The sequence below is a fragment of the Celeribacter halophilus genome (assembly GCF_018860305.1).
GTDB classification, from domain to species: domain Bacteria; phylum Pseudomonadota; class Alphaproteobacteria; order Rhodobacterales; family Rhodobacteraceae; genus Celeribacter; species Celeribacter halophilus_A.
The window spans coordinates 93,357-113,831 of record NZ_JAHKPE010000031.1 but is presented as its reverse complement, the minus strand read 5'-3'; the positions used below and the strand labels follow the sequence as shown (position 1 = coordinate 113,831).

At 57.0% G+C, this 20,475-nt stretch carries 15 protein-coding genes and 1 tRNA gene; 5 read left to right on the top strand and 11 right to left on the bottom strand.

Annotated features, from left to right (window positions below):
• Window positions 1-32 precede the first annotated feature (32 nt).
• Both KO492_RS12395 and gyrA read right to left on the bottom strand, forming a co-directional pair.
• Window positions 33-890, bottom strand: coding sequence for a hypothetical protein (locus tag KO492_RS12395; protein ID WP_216045252.1), 858 nt, complete (start codon window positions 888-890; stop codon window positions 33-35).
• A 350-nt stretch (window positions 891-1,240) separates the two neighbouring features.
• The gene (gyrA, locus tag KO492_RS12390) at window positions 1,241-3,994 is read right to left on the bottom strand and encodes a DNA gyrase subunit A (protein ID WP_216045251.1); all 2,754 of its coding nucleotides are present in this window, start codon (window positions 3,992-3,994) and stop codon (window positions 1,241-1,243) included.
• A 231-nt stretch (window positions 3,995-4,225) separates the two neighbouring features.
• Between gyrA and KO492_RS12385 the strand changes: the two genes are divergently transcribed.
• Window positions 4,226-4,513: an usg protein gene (locus tag KO492_RS12385; protein ID WP_216045250.1), complete on the top strand. Its 288-nt coding sequence runs from the start codon at window positions 4,226-4,228 to the stop codon at window positions 4,511-4,513.
• Between the two features lie 77 nt (window positions 4,514-4,590).
• On the opposite strand, the gene KO492_RS12380 is transcribed toward KO492_RS12385, so the two are convergent.
• The 3 genes from KO492_RS12380 to KO492_RS12370 are packed head-to-tail and all read right to left on the bottom strand — an operon-like array spanning window position 4,591 to window position 5,886.
• Window positions 4,591-4,776 (bottom strand): hypothetical protein, encoded by a 186-nt coding sequence (locus tag KO492_RS12380; RefSeq protein ID WP_216045249.1) that lies wholly within the window; start codon window positions 4,774-4,776, stop codon window positions 4,591-4,593.
• A gap of 31 nt (window positions 4,777-4,807) precedes the next feature.
• Entirely contained in the window at window positions 4,808-5,311 is a 504-nt protein-coding gene (locus tag KO492_RS12375; RefSeq protein ID WP_216045248.1) for a disulfide bond formation protein B, read from the bottom strand.
• Window positions 5,308-5,886, bottom strand: coding sequence for a YqaA family protein (locus tag KO492_RS12370; RefSeq protein WP_216045247.1), 579 nt, complete (start codon window positions 5,884-5,886; stop codon window positions 5,308-5,310). The genes KO492_RS12375 and KO492_RS12370 overlap by 4 nt, the downstream gene beginning before the upstream one ends.
• A 209-nt stretch (window positions 5,887-6,095) precedes the next feature.
• On the opposite strand from KO492_RS12370, the gene KO492_RS12365 reads away from it, so the two are divergent.
• From KO492_RS12365 to KO492_RS18805, 3 genes are all read left to right on the top strand, one after another.
• Window positions 6,096-6,182, top strand: a tRNA-Leu gene (locus tag KO492_RS12365).
• Window positions 6,183-6,887: 705 nt separating this feature from the next.
• Window positions 6,888-9,602: a Hint domain-containing protein gene (locus tag KO492_RS12360; protein WP_216045246.1), complete on the top strand. Its 2,715-nt coding sequence runs from the start codon at window positions 6,888-6,890 to the stop codon at window positions 9,600-9,602.
• Window positions 9,603-10,109: 507 nt separating this feature from the next.
• Window positions 10,110-12,002 carry a Hint domain-containing protein gene (locus tag KO492_RS18805; RefSeq protein WP_216045245.1) on the top strand — a complete coding sequence of 631 codons (1,893 nt, stop codon included), beginning with the start codon at window positions 10,110-10,112 and terminating at the stop codon, window positions 12,000-12,002.
• A 103-nt stretch (window positions 12,003-12,105) separates the two neighbouring features.
• On the opposite strand, the gene KO492_RS12350 is transcribed toward KO492_RS18805, so the two are convergent.
• The 5 genes from KO492_RS12350 to KO492_RS12330 form a co-directional block, all read right to left on the bottom strand.
• A complete protein-coding gene (locus KO492_RS12350) occupies window positions 12,106-13,437 on the bottom strand; it encodes a branched-chain amino acid ABC transporter permease (protein ID WP_066600015.1) in 1,332 nt (443 codons plus the stop codon).
• Window positions 13,434-14,444, bottom strand: a complete 1,011-nt coding sequence (locus KO492_RS12345; RefSeq protein WP_216045244.1) for a branched-chain amino acid ABC transporter permease — start codon at window positions 14,442-14,444, stop codon at window positions 13,434-13,436. Before KO492_RS12345 ends, KO492_RS12350 begins: the two co-directional genes overlap by 4 nt.
• An 11-nt stretch (window positions 14,445-14,455) precedes the next feature.
• On the bottom strand, window positions 14,456-15,160 hold the full coding sequence (locus KO492_RS12340) for an ABC transporter ATP-binding protein (RefSeq protein WP_216045243.1): 705 nt from the start codon (window positions 15,158-15,160) through the stop codon (window positions 14,456-14,458).
• The gene (locus KO492_RS12335; RefSeq protein ID WP_066600026.1) at window positions 15,157-15,942 is read right to left on the bottom strand and encodes an ABC transporter ATP-binding protein; all 786 of its coding nucleotides are present in this window, start codon (window positions 15,940-15,942) and stop codon (window positions 15,157-15,159) included. Before KO492_RS12335 ends, KO492_RS12340 begins: the two co-directional genes overlap by 4 nt.
• Before the next feature lie 103 nt (window positions 15,943-16,045).
• Window positions 16,046-17,221: an ABC transporter substrate-binding protein gene (locus KO492_RS12330; RefSeq protein WP_216045242.1), complete on the bottom strand. Its 1,176-nt coding sequence runs from the start codon at window positions 17,219-17,221 to the stop codon at window positions 16,046-16,048.
• Window positions 17,222-17,740: 519 nt separating this feature from the next.
• Here KO492_RS12330 and KO492_RS12325 point away from each other — a divergent pair.
• Window positions 17,741-19,111, top strand: coding sequence for a class II 3-deoxy-7-phosphoheptulonate synthase (locus KO492_RS12325; RefSeq protein WP_216045241.1), 1,371 nt, complete (start codon window positions 17,741-17,743; stop codon window positions 19,109-19,111).
• A gap of 189 nt (window positions 19,112-19,300) precedes the next feature.
• Here KO492_RS12325 and KO492_RS12320 read toward each other — a convergent pair whose 3' ends face one another.
• A complete protein-coding gene (locus tag KO492_RS12320; protein WP_216045240.1) occupies window positions 19,301-20,035 on the bottom strand; it encodes a PAS domain-containing protein in 735 nt (244 codons plus the stop codon).
• Between the last annotated feature and the right edge of the window lie 440 nt (window positions 20,036-20,475).

Here is a 20,475-nt window from a genome sequence, read left to right as displayed (position 1 = left end):
GTCTGATACTCAATCTATTCCGAGGGAACAGTTTAGTTGAGAATATCAAAAAGCGGTGTGGTGTCGGATGCGAAATCTTCAACCTGATCCATCACGCGAAGACGACGTGCACCGGTTTCGAATGTGAGGGCGAGGGAGAAACCGTCGCCGTCGATGTCACCAAAGGCGGTGCCATAATTTGCTTCGAGCGAGGTGCTGTCGTTGAGGGCATAACGGCCACCGATTGTGAGCAAGCCATCTTCGAGGTAGTCTTCGTTGGTGCTGACCACAGATGCCAGAACGGTGAAGTCTTGGGTTGCGTTATACTCACCACCGATCGCTGTGAAGCCGGTGTCAAAACCATATTCAGACCAGGCAGTTGCAACGTTCACTTCAAAAGCTGCGGCATCATATTTGTAGCCGAGTGCATAGGATGTGTCATCGTCCCAGTCATTGGCGAGGCCATACACGGTGGATGCTCCGAAGCCATAGAAGCCAACAAGGCTCAGGCTGTCTACATCGGCGTCGTCAAAGGTTTCGTATTCCAACGCAATGCCGTAATCACCGGTTTGGTATTCTGCACCAAGACCGTATGATGTGTCGTCATATCCGCCTTCTTCGTTGCTCACGCTCAGAAGAGCATAGACGGTCATGCCGGGGACAATTGCATAGCCTGCGGTGCCGCGCACGACGGAAGCATCTTCGCCTTCATAAGACACCAAGCTGGCGGAGCCGGTGAAGGACAGTTGGCCCGTGACATAGTCGATATCGCCATTGAGGCTGGTGATATCATCTTCTTCGATGTTGAAGTAAGACGCTTCGGCTTTGCTATATGTTACACCATCAGCGGCGGCGGCACCGGCTGCGGTGATCATTGCAAGCGCGAGTGTGAGTTTTTCTGTTTTGCTCATTTTTTACCCCTTTTGATTTCTGCGCAGGATTTACTCCTGTGATTTTGGAAGTTTAAGAGGGCAAAATCTGATTTTTGGCTTGTGTAGAAAACTGTGTTATTTTTGCTACTGATCTGCACATACGCACAGGCGGAAATTTGCCCAAACAGGTGTTTTCTGCATGTATCGCCTTCAATTTTTTGTGAAAGCCTTTGAATGGAAGGGGAAAAATAGATGTTTTGGCATTTTCCCAATTTTACCTGAGTCTTTAAAAGGTCTTGTGATACCTATTTTCGTTAACAAAACGGGGCCTCGAATTGGGGCCCCGTTTCTGCAATTTTATAAGTTTCTCATGAGATGAAAAAATAGGCTCAGCTTTCCACGTCGCCCTTGTCGCTTTCGTCCTCATCGGACTCCGCGATCCATGCGACGGAGACGACTTCTTCGCCTTTGCCGGTGTTGAAGACTTTCACACCGCCCGCACCACGGGACCGGAAAGAGATGCCATCAACCGGACAGCGGATTGACTGGCCTTTGGAGGTGGCGAGCATGATCTGGTCTTCCATGCCGACAGGGAAGCAGGCCACGATCGGACCGCCGCGCATGGTTTTCTCCATTGCGGTCACACCTTGGCCCCCGCGACCGCGCACCGGATAGTCGTGCGAGGAGGATAGCTTGCCGATTCCGCCTTTGGTGATCGTCACCAGAAGCTCTTCGGCGGCTTTCATCTCTTCAAACCGCTCCATGCTGATGGAGCCTTCCGACACCTCTTCGTCGTCTTCTGTGCCTTCGACCTCATCAGCTCCGGCCAGTTGGCGGCGCATTTTGAGATAGGCCTGACGCTCGTAGCTCTCGGCCTCGAAGTGTTTGATGACGGACATGGAGACCACCTCGTCGCCTTCATTCACCAGTTTGATCCCGCGGACACCTTGCGAAGCGCGCGAGTTGAACACGCGCACATCTGTCACGGGGAAGCGGATCGCGCGACCTGCGGAGGTCACAAGCATCACATCGTCGCTTTCGTCGCAAATCCGCGCGTTGATCAGGCGGGTGCCTTCATCCTCGCCCTCGAATTTCATCGCGATCTTGCCGTTGGACTTCACATTGGTGAAATCCGACAGGCGGTTACGGCGCACAGAGCCTTTCGAGGTGGCAAAGACGATTTGCAGATCGTCCCATTCCTTCTCGTCGCGGTCCACCGGCAGGATCGCGGCAATGGAGACGCCCTGCGGGATCGGCAGGATTTGCAGCAAGGGTTTGCCCTTCGCGGTCCGGCCCCCCAAGGGCAGGCGCCATGTCTTGAGCTTGTAGGCCATGCCATCGTCGGTGAAGATCAGAAGCTGCGTGTGGGTGTTCGCCACGAACAGGGTCGTGATTACGTCCTCGTCCTTGGTCGACATACCCGACAGCCCCTTGCCGCCGCGTTTTTGGGCGCGATAATCGGCCAAAGGCGTGCGTTTGGCCCAGCCGGAGGAGGTCACGGTCACAACCATGTCCTCTTTCTCGATCAGGTCTTCGTCGTCCATGTCGCCGGACCAGTCGGTGATCTCGGTGCGGCGGGGCACGGCGAACAGGTTTTTGACCTCGATTAGCTCGTTCGAGATGATCTCCATGATCCGCTCGCGCGAGGCCAGAATGGCAAGGAAATCCTTGATCTTCGCGGCCAGTTCGACCAGCTCGTCGGTGACTTCCTTCACCCCGATCTGGGTCAGGCGTTGCAGACGCAGATCCAGAATGGCGCGGGCCTGAACCTCGGAGAGATTGTAGGTGCCGTCATCATTCATCTTGTGCAGCGGATCGTCGATCAGCCGGATGTAATCGGCAATCTCATGGGCTGGCCAGCGCCGCGTCATGAGTTTCTCGCGGGCCTCGGCGGCATCGGCGGAGGACCGGATCGTCGCGACCACTTCATCCACATTGGAAACGGCCACGGCCAGACCACACAGGATATGGGAGCGGTCCCGTGCCTTGCGCAGTTCAAACGCCGTGCGGCGTGCCACCACTTCCTCGCGGAAGGTGATGAAATGCTCAAGGAACTGGCGCAGCGTCATCTGTTCGGGCCGCCCGCCGTTCAGGGCCAACATGTTACAGCCGAAAGAAGTCTGCATCGGTGTGAAGCGGAAAAGCTGGTTGAGCACCACTTCGGCCGTCGCGTCGCGTTTCAGCTCAACCACCACGCGCACACCATTGCGGTCGGATTCATCTTGCACATGCGCGATGCCTTCGATGCGTTTTTCACGCACCATATCGGCGATCTTCTCGATCATCGAGGCCTTGTTCACCTGATAGGGAATCTCGTCAATGACAATAGCGTAGCGGTCCTTGCGAATTTCTTCCACGCGGGTCTTGGCGCGGATCACGACGGAACCACGACCTTCGAGATAGGCTTTGCGTGCACCGGAGCGCCCGAGGATCATGCCGCCCGTCGGGAAGTCGGGGGCAGGGACGATCTCCATCAACCGTTCGGTCGAGACATCGGGGTTCTCGATCAGCGCGAGCGTGGCATCAACGACTTCGCCAAGGTTATGCGGCGGAATGTTCGTGGCCATGCCGACCGCGATCCCGCCTGCGCCGTTGACCAGCATATTCGGGAACCGTGCGGGCAGGACGGTCGGTTCACGGTCCTTGCCATCGTAGTTCAGCTCGAAGTTGACGGTGTCTTTGTCAATATCTGCCAGAAGATAGGCGGCGGGTTTGTCCATCCGCACTTCGGTATAGCGCATGGCCGCGGCCGCATCGCCATCCATAGAACCGAAGTTCCCCTGACCATCCAGAAGCGGCAGCGACATGGAGAACGGCTGCGCCATCCGCACGAGCGCGTCATAGATCGCGCTGTCACCATGCGGGTGATATTTCCCCATCGTGTCGCCCACGGCACGGGCCGATTTGCGGTAGGGCTTGTCGTGGGTGTTGCCCGCCTCGTTCATCGCAAAAAGAATGCGCCGGTGCACAGGCTTCAACCCGTCGCGCAGGTCGGGGATCGCACGGGACACGATCACGGACATGGCGTAGTCGAGATAGGAGGTCTTCATCTCGCTCGTGATGGAGATTTTCGGACCGTCCCATGCCATCGGCTCGCGCGGGGTTTCTTGTTCGTTTTCAGGGGTTTCGGGTGTATCGCTCACGTTGTCCGCCTGTTGTCTTTGTGTGACGGGGATAAGCCCCGTATCTCGTTGTGACACACTCTACCCCATACCGGATATGGGGTGCAATGGGGGGATGGTCATTCGTTCTGGCAGCCGGACTATATGAGTGACAACATATTGTTTTTATTGACAGTTAACCATTTTGAGGCAGAGTTTTCTTATGGGAGTCGAAAAAAGATCAAATCACAGGACCAACAGGAGAAAACACATATGACTCACATTGCGTCTCAAGAGATGAGTGAAACGGAAATGATGCTGTCCGGCTACGGGCTGACCTTCGCGGAGTTCACCTACCGGATGCCGGATTACAAAAACGTGTTGAACAGTTTCTCGTGGCAGTTGTTCGACCTCGCACCGGACTATCCGAAACTCTTCAAGTTTATCGAGTTCTGGCAGGAGAATATCGAAGGCCCGCTACATCATGTGCGGTTTTCACATCGCAAGATGATTGCGCCGGGTGAATGGCGCAATTGCGTGGGTGAGTTCACTGTGCATTGACCACCGTGCATTGAGGCACAGCGAGCGCCTTGCCGAATGTGGCGCAGTGACTAGAGAGCGTGGCGAGTGCGCGCTGCTCAGAACCGTTTCAGAAGCTTTTTGAGCGGCGTCATGGTGCTTCCCGTCTGGGCGTCATTCGACACTTTGGCAAAACGCTGACGCAGCGCCTCTGCACGGGCATCGGCCATCACACCACCAAGCCGCTTGCGTTTACGGCGCGTAGCGGGGAAGGGCACAACGGTTTTGTTCTTTCGACCAGTCATAGGGAAAAGATGGGATGTTTTTTCCCTGATCTCAAGCCCGTTTTGAGAGCTTTTTCCATGCAATGAACCAAAGCGCGGCGAAAACCAGCGAAAACAGGAAATTCCAGCCCGCCATCGTGATCCCGAGACCCCATGTGTCCCAAACGATCTCGTCGCAAAGCACCAGTCCCGCATCTCCCGCGCCACCGGGCAAAAGATCCGCGCCAGACAGGCCGGACAAGGAGTCTCCGGTTCCCGTGCAGGAACTCGGCCCCGGCCACCATTTTTGTTCGACACCGGCGTGATATAGTCCAAGCGCGGCAGAAACCAGCATGGTGAACAGGCCCAGAAGCGCTAGAGGGCGCAGCCGCATCAGAAAGAACAAAAGCCCGATCACAATCGCAATTGCATGGGGCCAGCGCTGCCACAGACACATCGGGCAGGGCGCAAAGCCAGCCGCCTGAAAGATGAAAGCGCCCAGAAGAATGGCCAGAGATCCGACTGCGGCGGCCAGTGCGGGTTGAAGGGCTGCGAATTCGGAGACAGGTTTTCTCATAGGTATTTCACGGCATAAAAGCCGCCCAGCAGGATGACGACAAACAGGGTGAAGACGAGGCCGAGACGGCGCTCGATAAAGTCGCGGATCGGATCGCCGAATTTCCACAACAGTATCGCGACGACGAAAAAGCGTAGCGCGCGCGCCGTGATCGAGGCCACGATAAAGACCGGAAGCGACAGGCCCGTGGTGCCCGACAGGATGGTGATGACCTTGTAGGGGAAGGGGGTCACACCCGCGATCAGCACGGCCCAAGCGCCCCATTCATTATATTTTACGGCGAACTCGTCGAAGTAGGCGTCCTTGCCGTAGAATTCCAACACCGGTCGCCCGATGGTTTCAAAGGCCCCGTAACCGATCCAGTAACCCAGCATCCCGCCCGCGACCGAGGCCACAGTGGCAATGCCCGCAATCTTGAAGGCGTCACGCGGGCGCGCAACGATCAAGGGGATCATCAGGATGTCCGGCGGGATCGGAAAGACCGAGCTTTCGATAAAAGCCACAAGAGCCAGCGCCCAAAGGGCGTGCGGGCTGTTTGCGAGGGACATGGTCCAGTTGTAAAGCCGTCTGATCATACCTGCCCCTGTAGTCTTGCTCGGCCTCTTTAGGCCTCATTCCTCGGTCGGGGTCAAGCATGTGGGCGCCTGTCACAGGTTTTCCGTCCTGCGCATTTGAGTTGCGGCGAAATCATAAGCAATTTTTTTAGGAAAACCGCGCAGAACCCTCTGGACGCCGCCCGCAGGCTTGGGTAAACGCCTTTTACTGCGCCAGACTTCGGCGCTCTGCCCGTGTGGTGGAATTGGTAGACACAGGGGATTCAAAATCCCCCGCTGTAACAGGCTTGCCGGTTCGAGTCCGGCCACGGGTACCATTCCAATTGAAATGACAAAGACGCCGGTGTTCCGGTCGAGGAAACACGCGCTTTTGAGCGCGTTGATTCGCGTGGTTGCTCTGTTGTCACGCCTCGATTGTTCCCAAAATGGCTAAGATTCTCCGGTTTGCGAAGGATTGGTTCCTGAAGTGAAAACCCGCCCTTATTTTGCGCATGCAGCATCTCCTTGCCCCTACGGAAGCCTGATGCTTCGGAAGGGCTGCTTCTCCGGTTCGTTAGGATGCGATTAACGTGTTGAAAAATAATATTAATATTTTGTTTTTCAATTTCCGGCTCGAGTGGTTTGACCGGACAGTAAATTTGTCATTTTTGTGCCCGTATAGGTTTTTCTCGTCATATTTGACCACATTTCCGCCTTTTTCCCTGTTGCAAGGTCGCATTTTTGCCTTATCCATAACGAGCCCAACTGGGGGGCAAAAGGCCACGGGGGCGGCCGCGCGATGAGGTCCGGGGGGACTAAGCTTGCGTGTCCGATTGTGGTGAAATGGTCGTCTATCGGCCTGCTGCTGCGTTTTGGTGCGACTGCCGCGCCAATCGGCTCTCAAGCTGTATCTGCCTTTCCCTGACAACGCTTTGCGCGTGCTGTTGGTCCAAGAGACGTGTCTTGCGCGGAGTTCTCGCGAAGTCTTGAGGATTGATTTTTTGGTTTTGTCTGCCCGAGCGGCAGTGTGATGGAGAGAGACGATGACACATTGGTGGAAGTGCCACGGCGGGACAACAACGACGGATGATCCGGATTTCAATGACGCTCTGGCCGAGAATCTGATCGGTCTGTGGGAGTTCTCCAGCGGTGCGAGCAACGAGGACACCGGTCTTTCTGACGGGATTGCGCAGAACGGCCATTTCCACGGCAATGCTCATGTCGATGACGGGGCGCTGCAACTGGATGGCAAGGGTGACTATTTCGACGTGTCGACCAACGCCACGACGGATGCGCCATTTGATCTGTCCGAGGGCACCATTCAGGTTCAGTTCACGCAAGACTGTCACGTCGGTTCGTCTCCCGACACGATTGTGAACCGCGGTGAATACTGTGATCGCAATTCCGAAGGCTACTTCAATATCGAAGTGACCAGAGACGGAAGCGTTGTGGTCAACCACATCTCCGACACGGATTCCGTGCAACTGTCCACTGGCTCCGATTTCTTCTCCGAAGGCGACGAAGTGCGTGTGTCCTATTCCTGGGATGAGGACGGCGAGGGCAGCTTTATCGTCGAGAACCTGAGCACGGGCGATACGTTCGAGGAAAGCTTCGACAGCGCCGGTCTCAACATGGACATCGGCGACAATGACGACGAAAGCTTCACTTTCGGCGCGCGTGAATACAATGACGGGTCTTATGACCGGTTTTTCGATGGTGAAATCGCCTATGTCGCTGTGTTTGACGATCCGGAGCTCGACGCCAGCGATGGTGTTGTCGACGGAACCGACGACGGCGAAGACATGATGCTCGGATACACGGATGCCGATGGTGACCAGATCACCGACGGGGCTGATGTGATCTACGGCAATGACGGTGACGATACGATCGACGGGGCCGGTGGCGACGATACGATCTATGGCGGCGCTGGCAACGACACGTTGCAAGGCGGCGGTGGCACCAACACGCTTTCCGGCGGTGACGGTGACGACACGTTCATCGGCGGCGAGGGTGCTGACACATTTGACGGCGGCGCAGGTCAGGACAACATTGACTATTCCGCGTCGGATGCGGCGGTGAATGTTGACCTGTCCACATCGACCCTATCCGGCGGTGATGCCGAGAACGACACCATCGTGAACGGTATCGACGGGGTGATCGGCTCCGAATATGACGACACGCTCACCGGTTTCGATCACGAAGGCACAAGCGCCTCCGACACCTACACCAATGAATTCTTTGGTATGGGTGGTGATGATACGATCTCCGGCGCAGGTGGCGATGATTACCTCGACGGTGGCGATGGCAATGACACGATCAACGGCGGTGACGGCGATGATGTGATCATTGGCGGCGAAACCGGCCTGCCGGATCGCGGCTATGGTTCGACCGGTGTGGATAGTGACCCCGACAATGACAAGGACACGCTCTACGGCGGGGCTGGCAACGACACCATTTATGGTGGCGATGACGAGGATTACATCGACGGTGGTGCGGATAACGACTATCTCGACGGTGGTCTCGACGACGACACGATCCTCGGCGGTTCCGGCGATGATACGATCATTGGCGGCGAAGGCTCCGACACAATCGAAGGCGGAGACGGGAACGACACCATCTATGGCGGTCTTGATCCGGCCTATCCCGATAGCCTGAACGTTCCGGACGACGAGGGTGATCTTGAGCCGGAGAATGGTCAGGATGTCATCTATGGCGGTGCTGGCAACGACACCATCTATGGTCAGGACGATGACGACATCATCTATGGTGGCGACGGCAATGACACCATCTATGGCGGCATTGATGACGACACAATCTACGCTGGAGCGGGCACGGATCACGTCGATGGTGGCGAGGATGATGACATCATCTACGGCGGCGGTGACAACGATGTGTTGTCCGGCGGCGATGATCAGGACACGATCTATGTGACCTTCAGCGATGTAACCTCTGGCGTCTATGACACGACGGTGAACGGCGGCAATGGCGGCGTTGATTGGGATACGCTTGACCTGTCCGAGCTTCTTAGCGACGGCTGGGTTATTACCAGCCATGTGCAGAACCCCGATGGGGATACCGGAGACGCTGCTGGCTACAATGGTCAGATTGTGCTGGAAAATACAGCTGACGGCACCACTGCCAACATCAACTACACCAATATCGAAGAGATCATCCCCTGTTTCACGCCGGGCACTCTGATCGCTACGCCGAAAGGTGAGGTTCCGGTGGAAACTCTGAACGTCGGGGATCGGGTCATCACCCGTGACAATGGCATTCAGGAAATCCGCTGGATCGGCAAAAAGACCCTGTCAGGGGCCGACCTTGCCGCGCGTCGGGAGTTGATGCCGGTGCTGATCCGCCAAGGTGCGCTTGGGGCCGGTCTGCCGGAGCGGGACATGGTGGTTTCTCCGAACCACCGCATGCTGGTATCCAACGAAAAGGCTGCACTTCTCTTTGAAGAGCACGAAGTTCTCGTGGCTGCCAAACACCTGACCCGTATGGACGGTGTCGATGTGGTCGAGGCCTCCGATGTGACCTATATCCACGTGATGTTCGACCGGCACGAAGTGGTGCTGTCGGATGGCACTTGGTCGGAAAGTTTCCAGCCGGGCGATTACACACTCTCCGGCATCGGAGACGAGGCCCGCGAGGAACTCTTCGCGCTCTTCCCTGAACTGGAAGAAGTGTCGAGCCGCGGTCGTTTCTCCGCCGCCCGCCGCGTGTTGCGCAAACACGAGGCCGAGCTGCTGGTCTCCTGACCTCCGCTCAACTGGCTGGGTCTCGTAATGGATCAAGGTTCGGGCTGCCACGGTGGCCCGAATTTTTCTTTATGGCTTGCGGCGATAGACGCGGAATTTGCCTCCGGCGTTGTCATAACGCGGGTCCCGAAAGGCCCGAAACGCTGTTTCCAAAAGTGACCTAATCTACAAAAAATATGAAAACTGTTTATTTGGAGGGGCGGAAGGCTCTCTGTATATACGGCAACCTGTAGGATTTATGACACTGTTTTGCCATATATGCACAGCAGTCGCGAATGTGCTCTTCTCACTTGTTTCTATAATTCATTTGAAAACAAATACTTAATGATATTCGTGAGTTTCTTTCCGAATTCTTCCCCCTTTGAAGTGACGGCAAATGTGGCTACATTGAGTGTATATTTTTTCATGCAGCTTTAATCCGTAGTTACGAAGGTCAACCGTTGTCCTTTGCCCTACTGATGCGCAGCGAGCGATTTCGCCACGGCGGAGGTTTGTAGGGACGACAAGATGGCCAATATCAACGGAACAAATGACGACGACAATCTGAGCGGAACCTCTGGTGCGGATTCGATCGACGGCAAGGCGGGCGACGATCAGATTGATGGCGGCAATGGGGCCGATACCATCAAAGGCGGGTCGGATGACGACACGATCTATGCCGGAGACGGCAATGACGTGATCTATGGTGATGACGGAAGCTCGACGGGCACTCTTGGCCTTGATGCCTCGGCCTTGACGTTGTCGCGCAGCAATCTTGTGTCCAAAACTTGGTCCAACTCAGAAGCCACCTATTCCAACGTTGCTACATTGGAAGATGGCACTGTGGTCAATGCAAAGCTGGTTCTGGTCTCCAAATCTGACAGGGATTTGAACGTCGATTTGTCTGGTGATGCCGGGCAGGAAATCCTTTTGAACGGGAGCAACAATTACAAAATGGTGGGCGAAACCGCCACCATCCGCATGGAATTTTACAATGCGGCCACGGGCGAACCGATCTCAATCAACTCGACAGCGACGTTCAACGACATTGATAAAGCCTACGGCAGCGAACAGGTCAGCATCGATTCCGCGTCCTTCACCAGCTATGGCACCTCGTCGGACACGTCTTTGGATGTGCAGACCGATGGCGGCACCGTGGTGGCCTCTGGGACCGAAGCCAATAGTGCATCCGATCAGGACGCATGGTTCTCCGCCGCGTTTGAAAACCAAAGCTCGATCACCTTCACGCTGACCGCACGAGGGTATAATTCCGGCTATACGCTTTCCGGCGATGTGATTGACGATGTGGACGAAACCGAGCTTGACCCCGGCGATGACGAAATCCACGGCGGGGCTGGTGCCGACACGATCTACGGTGAAGCGGGCGATGACACGCTTTACGGTGATAATGGTGACGACGACATCTATGGCGGCGAAGGCAATGACACCATCTCCGGCGGTCAAGGTCAGGACGAGATCGAAGGCGGCCTCGGCGATGATGTCATCTCTGGCGGCTCCGGCGATGATACGATCTCCGGCGGTGCGGGGGACGATACGATCTATGCCGATGGTGACAATGACAGCCTGTCGGGGGATGAGGGCAGCGACCGGTTTGTGGTGACGGCCTCGGGCAACACCACAATTTCAGGTGGCGAAGATACGGATGGCACCGATCAGGATGTCATCGAACTGTCGCGCGACACCTATGATTATGACGACTACCGCGTCGTGTATACCAATGGCGATCCCTCTACCGAAAGCGGCGTGATCGAGCTTCTTGACGCCAACGGGAATGTCACTCGCCGGATCAAGTTCGAGGAGGTCGAACAGATCGTCTGTTTCACGCCGGGCACCGGAATTGCCACGCCTGATGGCACGGTCGCGGCGGAACAGCTTTGCGTCGGGGATCGCGTCTTCACCCGCGACAACGGTGCGCAGGAAATCGCATGGGTCGGGCGCAAGGATCTTTCGGCGGCGGATCTTCAGCGTCAGAAAGACTTGATCCCTGTGATGATAGCGAAGGGTGCTTTGGGCAACGGTCTGCCGGATCGCGATCTGATCGTCTCACCGCAGCACCGCGTGTTGCTTACCTCCGACCGCGCGGCGCTGTATTTTGAAGAGCGCGAAGTGCTGGCCGCCGCCAAACATCTGGTCGGCCTGCCGGGGATCGTGCGGGCAAAACCGCTTGCGACCTCCTACATACATTTCATGTGCGAGAACCACGAGGTTGTGCTTTCCAACGGGGCATGGACGGAGACTTTCCAGCCGGGGGCGGCCTCCATGTCCGGTCTGGAGAACGGGCAGCGTGATGAAATCCTCGCGCTTTTCCCCGAGCTTGCGACAGCCAAAGGGATGAACGCCTATATTTCCGCGCGCAAGACGCTCAAAAAACACGAAACACGTTTGCTGATGGCGAGTTAAGCCGCGCAAACGGGCGCAGCTCTATTCCGGAATGACGAAAAAAGGCGGCCTTTCGAGCCGCCTTTTCTACATCTTATGTTTGTGGGGCCGCTCTCCCAAACTCCTATTTCTCTGGCAAAAGCCCGCGGGGCGAAAACCGCAGTACCACGAGAAGGATCACGCCCATTGTCAGATAGCGCATATAGGCCACGCGTTCGATCAGACCGGCCTTGAGCGCAGAGCCGTCCTCCAGACCAGAGGTCAGAACATTGACGATCCATGCGCCGATGGGTTCGACCTCGACCCACAAAAACCAGATCAGCATACCGCCGAGAACCGCGCCCCAGTTGTTGCCCGATCCGCCGACGATCACCATCACCCAGATCAGGAAGGTGTAGCGCAGGGGCTGATAGGTGGTGGGGGTCAATTGGCCGTCCAGCGTGGTCATCATCGCACCGGCAAAGCCGATGATGGCTGCCCCCAGAACGAAAATCTGCAAATGCCGTCCGGTGACATCCTTGCCCATAGCTTCGGAGGCCACTTCATTGTCACGGATCGCACGCATCATCCGGCCCCAAGGGCTTTTGAGCGCCAGTTCCATCGCCACGACGATGACAAAGATCACTGCCAGAAAAATTCCCGCATAGAGCAGCTTGACGAAGATCGACGACCCAGTGACCGGATCCATGCCGAGTTTGGCCATAAGGCCGAGGAACCACTCATTTTGTTGCAGGTTGATCTCATAGGGCACAGGACGCGGAAGGCCGTTGACGTTCTTGACGCCACGCGACAGCCAGTCTTCGTTTTTCAAAACCGCGAGGATGATTTCTGCAATGCCCAAAGTGGCTATGGCGAGGTAATCCGACCGTAGGCCCAAAGCGGTTTTCGCCACCAGCCATGCAGCCCCTGCGGCGAGCAAGGCACCCACAGGCCATGCAAAAATCACCGGCAAGCCCATACCGCCGAGATAGCCGGACACGGCGGGATCAACGGCTTCGATGGCTTCCACGGCCGGATCGAAGAGCGCGCGGAAGGCGAAGAAACCGCCAACCAGAATGACGGTCAGGATCACACCACGCAGCCGCGTTTTCGGCAGGCGCGGATAGGTCAAAACCGCCAGAGCAATCGTGCCGACACCAACCAGCAGCGCGAGGATCATCCGCCCGCCGCCCGCAGACCATGCCGCTGGCACAGGCGGCATGGAGGTCAGGACTACGGCGAGACCGCCTAGGGCGGTGAAGCCCATCACGCCCACGTTAAACAGGCCCGCATAGCCCCATTGCAGGTTCACCCCCAGCGCCATGATGGCCGAGATCAGCCCCATGTTGAGAATGGAGAGAGCGGAGTTCCACGACTGAAGAAACCCGACCGCTGCGATCAGAACCGCCATGGCCGCGAAGTAGAGCGGCGCACGGGGCAGGGTGGTGGTCGATGTTTGTGTCTGTGCTTGGGTCATATCGATTGCCCCTTGAAAAGCCCCGTGGGTTTGAACAGCAAAACGATGATCAGGATCGCGAAGGAGACCGCGAATTTGTAATCGGTCGAGAGAAGCTGCACCAACCCGTCAGGTGCCCAACTGTCCGGTCCCAGATAGGTCACGACCTTCTTGAACGCATAGGTCAGCGTCACTTCGGAAAACGCAATGACAAAACCGCCAGCCACAGCCCCCAAGGGGTTGCCGATCCCTCCGACAATGGCGGCGGCAAAGACGGGCAGCAGGAGTTGCTGGAAGATGAAAGGTTTATAGGACTTGTCCAGCCCGTAAAGTGTTCCTGCGATGGTGGCGAGTGCGGCCACCAGAAGCCATGTGATCATCACCACACGCTCCGGATTGATGCCCGACAAAAGCGCGAGGTCTTCGTTATCCGAAAAGGCGCGCATGGATTTGCCTGTGCGGGTCTTGTTCAGGAACCAGAACAAGGCCGCCACGGTGATCATGGCCACAACCACGGTGATCACCTGCGTGGTCTTGAGGGCAAGCCCCTCGTTGAGGCCGGACCATGCCTTGAACTCGCGGGCATTGATGACGAACCGCGCTCCGTCGGAAAAGCGTCGGTCATCTGTCCCGACAACCATCCGAACCAAGCCGTTCATCACGAACATGACGCCGGTGGAAACGATCACGAACATGACCGGCACGGCTTTGACCTTGCGATAGAATTTGTAGACCACGCGATCGGTGAGCAGCAACAGAAGCGCCGTAGCGAGAATGCCGAAGGGCAGGGCCAGAAGCGCCGTGGGCAGTACGCCGAGCGACAGGCCCCAGCTTTGGAACAGCCCCGTGACCAGCACGACGACCATCGCGCCGAAGGACATGGTCTCGCCATGGGCAAAGTTGGAAAACCGCAGGACGCCATAGATCAGCGTGACGCCCAGAGCCCCCAAGGCAAGCTGGGAGCCATAGGCGGTGGCCGGAACCACCACAAAATTGGTGAATGCCACAAGGGCGTTGAGAATATCCATATGCCCTCTCCTTATCCGCCAAGAAATGTGCGACGGACCTCGGGATCCGCCAGAAGGTTGGCACCCGTGTCGGTATAGGCATTCGCGCCCTGCACCAACACATAGCCCTTGTCCGCGATCTCCAGCGCCTGACGGGCATTCTGTTCGACCATGAGGATCGAAATACCGGTCTTGGCAACCTCGATGATGCGGTCGAACAACTCGTCCATCACGATGGGAGAGACCCCTGCAGTCGGTTCATCAAGCATCAGAAGTTTCGGCTGGGTCATAAGCGCACGGCCTACTGCGACCTGTTGGCGTTGACCGCCGGACAGCTCGCCCGCGTTCTGGTTGCGCTTTTCATAGACCGCCGGAAACAGTTCATAGACCTGTTCAATTGTCGGTTCGATTTCGTCCTTGCGGATGAAGGCCCCCATCTCCAGATTTTCGCGCACCGTCATGGTCGGGAAAATATTGTGGGTCTGGGGCACAAAGCCCATGCCCTTGTAGACCCGTTCCTGAGGCGAGAGGCCGGTGATGTCCTCACCGTCGAGATAGACAGCGCCCTCGCGCAGCTTGAGCATCCCGAATACGGCTTTCATCGCGGTGGACTTGCCCGCGCCATTGGGGCCGACGATCACCGCGATCTCGCCCTTTTGCACGGTGAGCGTGCAGCCGTGCAGAATATCCGCACCGCCATAGCCGCCGCGCATTTCACTGGCATGGAGGAAAGTCATTGTGCCTCCTCCGTTTTCTTGTTCTTCACACCGGTGCCGAGATAGGCCTCGATCACCGCTTCGTTCTGCATGATCTCGCTGGCGCTGCCGGTGGCCATGACCTTGCCTTGCGCCATGACGATCACCGGATCGCAAAGCTGTTTGATAAATTCCATGTCATGTTCGATCATGCAAAACGTGTAGCCGCGCTCGACGTTGAGCCGCTTGATCGCATCCCCGATTGTATAGAGCAGCGTGCGGTTCACACCTGCGCCGACCTCGTCGAGAAAAACCATCTTTGCATCGACCATCATGGTGCGGCCCAGTTCCAGAAGTTTCTTCTGGCCACCGGAAATCTCGCCCGCCTTGAGATCGGCAATATGGGAAATCGTCAGAAATTCAAGAACTTCGTCGGCTTTTGCACGCAGAGCGCGTTCTTCCTCGGCAATGCGTTTGCGTCCGAACCATGTGTTCCAGAGCGTCTCGCCCGACTGGCCCGCAGGCACCATCATCAGGTTCTCGCGGCAGGTCATGGAGCCGAATTCATGCGCGATCTGGAAGGTGCGCAAAATGCCCTTGTGGAACAGTTCGTGCGGTTTGAGCCCCGTGATGTCTTCGCCATCGAAGAACACCTGTCCGGAGGTCGGGGTCAACACCCCTGCAATACAGTTGAAAAGCGACGTTTTCCCCGCGCCATTGGGCCCGATGAGCCCTGTGATCGATCCTTGCTCGAGCGTGAGCGAGGCCCCATCAACCGCACGAAAACCGCCGAAATGCATGTGCAAATCACGCACTTCGATCATGTGTCAGTGTCCCCGTATATGGTCCGGCCTTTGTGAGATGGCCGGAACAGTGAGCCCGGAACGCATGAGACGCGCCCCGGGCCAATGATGGTTTTACCGCGACTTAGCGGATGTCGACCGTTTCGAAGTCGCCATCGGTGATGGTGTAATAGCGATAGGTGCCTGCGGCTTCGCCCGGTCCGATCAGCTCGACATTGGTTGCGCCGACATAGTCGATGTCGCCACCCTCTGCGAGAATCTTGAGCGCCTTGTCCAGTTCACCGGGCAGGATTTTCTCACCCGGCGCATTGGCCACCTCAAGCACATTGGCTGCGACCGCCTCTTTGGTGGCTTCGCCACCTTTGGCCATGGCCAGAGCGATCAGAGCGCCCGCGTCATAGCTTTCACGGGTATAGGCAGAGGAGACGTTGATGCCAGCGGCTTCGCCCAGTGCGTTGAACGCATCCGTGCCTTCGCCTTCTGCCCAAGGCACAATGCCCATGGAACCTTCGACAATATCACCAAGATCGGCTACAAGGCTGTCGCCATACATGCCGTCACCCATCAGGAAGGTGTCAAACGCACCGGTGTCGGCAGCGGCCTGAATGATGCCCTTGCCGCCTTGGTCCACATAACCAAGCACCACAAGCACGTCGCCGCCAGCAGAGGCCAGCGCACCGATCTCGGCAGAATAGTCGGCCTTGCCGTCTTCGTGAGAGGTGTTGATGGTGATCTCACCGTCAAAGGCCGCCTCGAATGCGTCGGCAAGGCCCTTGCCGTAATCGGAGTTGGTGTAGCTCACAGCCACCGAAGAGATGCCCTTTTCTTCAAGCACTTCGGCAAGGATTTCCCCTTGGCGCGCATCGGAAGGCGAGGTGCGGAAGAACAGGCCGTTGTCTTCAACCGTGGTCAGCCCCGGCGATGTGGCGGACGGGGAAATCATCACAACACCGTTGGGCACTGCCACGTTGGAGAGAACCGCGCCGGTCACACCGGAGCAATCCGCGCCCATGATCGCCACAACACCGTCGGAGGTGATCAGACGTTCTGCGGCTGCAGAGGCGGCTGCGGCATCGACACAGGTGCTGTCCGCGCGCACGGGGGTGATGGTCGAGCCTTCCAAGAAAGCGCCACTGTCGCTCACTTCTTTCAGAGCCAGTTCGGCACTGGCTGCCATGTCAGGCGTCAGCGATTCAATCGGTCCGGTGAAGCCGAGGATAATCCCGACCTTGACGTCTTCGGCAAAGCCTGCGCCCGCCATCAGAGTTGCGGCGGTAGACGCCAGAAGCAGCTTTTTCATATGGAATACTCCCTGTTTGGATCTTGTCCTGTGGCGCAGACTAGACAGGGTTTTTGCGATTGGAAAGACGATGGCGTGTTTTGCTGATCGATTTTTTTGCATTTGCCTAGGTTCTGAACAGCATGTGGGGCCGTTTTCATGTGACCTGCGTCTGGTGCGCGGTTTCAGGGAAACGAACTGGCCGTTTACGCTTTGAAAAGACGACTCACGATATGAAACGATAAAGGTCGAGGCTTTGTCCGAGGGTTTGTCTGGAGGGTCTATTGGGGATATAATTGAACCACGCCGTGAGAGGGGCTGTGCATCGCAGGCAAGCCAAAGAGACTTTGGCCGCAAGCGTGCCGCAGTGTTTTTTGACATAACGCGCATGAATTAGGCAGTTGATTGCGAATTCTGCGAAATTTTCTGTCTCTTTTGGGTTTTCTCACGCCCGTCTCCTGCTTATAAGTCTACGGACTTCTGTGTGCGCTAACACGCATATGGGGGAGGAGAGATGACCAAGATTTTGGAGTAAAGACGATGACGGATTGGGTGAAAACCGCATGGCGCAACAAACCGCGTGTGCAAATGCCCGACTATACGGACGTGGCCGCGCTGAACGCTGTAGAGGCGCAGCTTGCCAAATATCCGCCGCTCGTCTTTGCCGGCGAGGCGCGTAAATTGAAACGCGATCTGGCGAAAGCGTCCCGTGGCGAGGCGTTTTTGTTGCAGGGCGGCGATTGTGCGGAGAGCTTTGCCGAATTCGGTGCGGACCAGATTCGCGACACGTTCAAAGTCATGCTGCAAATGGCGATGGTGCTGACCTTTGGGGCGAAAGTGCCGGTGGTCAAAGTGGGCCGCATGGCCGGCCAGTTCGCCAAGCCGCGCTCGGCACCGACCGAAACGGCGGGGGGCGTGGAACTGCCGTCCTATCGTGGCGACATCATCAACGGTTTCGACTTCACGCCCGAGGCGCGGATTCCCGATCCCAACCGGATGTTGCAGGCCTACACACAGGCGGCTGCCTCGCTGAACTTGCTGCGCGCCTTCTCGAAGGGTGGCTTTGCCGATATTCATCGGGTGCACGCCTGGACGCTTGGCTTTACCGAATCCGATGAGGCCGAGAAATACCGCGACATGGCGAACCGCATTCAGGATGCGCTCGATTTCATGAAAGCGGCGGGGATGACCTCCGAGAACAACCACGACCTGCACACCGTGGATTTCTACACCTCTCATGAGGCGCTTTTGCTGGAATATGAAGAGGCGCTGACACGTGTGGACAGCACCACCGGCGCAACGATTGCAGGCTCCGGTCACATGATCTGGATCGGCGACCGCACACGTCAGCCGGACGGGGCCCATGTCGAATTCTGCCGCGGGGTCGAGAACCCGATCGGTCTGAAATGCGGCCCGACCACCACCGCCGAAGACCTCAAGGTGCTGATGGCGAAACTGAACCCTGAAAATGAAGCGGGGCGTCTGACGTTGATTGCACGGTTCGGGGCAGGGAAAGTCGCCGACCATCTGCCGCGTCTTGTCGAGACCGTCAAATCCGAGGGCGCCAATGTCGTTTGGTCCTGTGATCCGATGCATGGCAATGTGATCAAGTCCTCGACGGGCTACAAAACCCGTCCGTTCAACGCGATCCTCTCTGAAGTGCAGGAGTTCTTCGCGGTGCACCGTGATCAGGGCACCATTCCGGGCGGCGTGCATGTCGAGATGACCGGCAAGGACGTGACCGAATGCACGGGTGGTTTGCAGGCTGTGTCGGACGAAAACCTCGCTGACCGTTATCACACCGCTTGCGATCCGCGTCTCAACGCATCGCAATCTTTGGAACTGGCGTTCCTCGTGGCCGAAGAACTGCAAAAGGGCCAGACACCGGAAGCGGTGGCCGCGACGGCGTAAAGCCATTTCAAAACAGACTGTTAAAAGCCGGGTTTGCGCCCGGCTTTTTCATGTCTTGACGTGATCCGGTCTTGACGTGATCCGGTCCCGATATGGTTAAGCAAAAGAAAAGGCGCAGCCTGTGGCCGCGCCCTGAATTTTCCTGATTTCGCGGGTCTCAATACCCTGTGACGCCTGTCGCGAAATAGCTTAATCATCCGACTTTATAAGCCGCAGAAAGGGTTTCCTGGAACTCGGAGGTCTGGGGGGCTGTTGCGTCGCGCCCTCCTGCGGGCTCAGGGCGGAGCGGCTGTCCTCATAGGCTTTTTTCGCCTCGGCAAATCCGGCGGGAACGGGGGTGCCTTTGGTCGTTGTCTGGAATGTCTGATCCATCGGATTACCGAGCAGCGGGCGCGACTGGATGCTGACCACTTCAAACCGGCGCGGCTGGCGACCGATGTCGCCTTTGGATTGCAAACAGCCAAGGACGCGGTTCACATCGCCGAGATCGGATTTCAGCGGACAGAGCAAAAGCTGCGCCTCCATCTCGCCCCGACCAATTCCGCGCTCGGCCTTCAAGGTCACAACGCTGACCTGCGGTGTTTCAAACACGGCTTCGAGCGCTTCGGAGAGTTTCGCGCGGCTCTCCGGCACGAACATCGCGGTCAGGGGCATGCCACGCACTTCCATGCCCATTAGATCGGTCAGATGCATGCCCGATAGGCGGAACCGCGCCACGCCGGGCGCGACGCGTTCAAGGATGAAGGCAAATTCCAGCGCCGGTTGCATGCCGCGCGGATCGATTTCGGAGCGTGCTGGCACCGGTCGTCCGTTGCGCAAACCTTCCCAATAGGCCTCAACCGTTTTGACCGCCGGAAAATGCATATCCAAGCGTCGGGGCATAAGGGAAACGACATTGTCTCCGTTCACATATTCGATTTTCATCACAACACCTGTTTACTGCACGATCCATGCCCTTTGCGGGTCGCTTCGGGTCTTTCCGTTCGCCGGTTTCCGCCGGTCGGGGCACATTGATTTCGGGGCGCACTGACGGGTGCGACTGAATTGCGGAACTGGCTCTCACGCTCGCATCCCGCACACGCCCCCACGCCGACTATTCCGTTATCCGGAGGCCCCGCTGGCTTGACCGGAATATGCCATGAGTTTGCCAGATTTGGAGCAAAAACCTAATCATTGGTTAACACAGGGCCAAAAGTTCTGAAAAATCGTCGTGGAAACCTTAGCGATTTGTAAAGGGGCAATGCGGCACGTCCCGAAAAGGTATAAAAACGCCAATATCTTATGGGAATTTTGAAAATCTCGGCCCTTAGCATTCCTTTAATGATCCACATTTTTCTAAAATTTTATGGAAACCGCGAAATCGG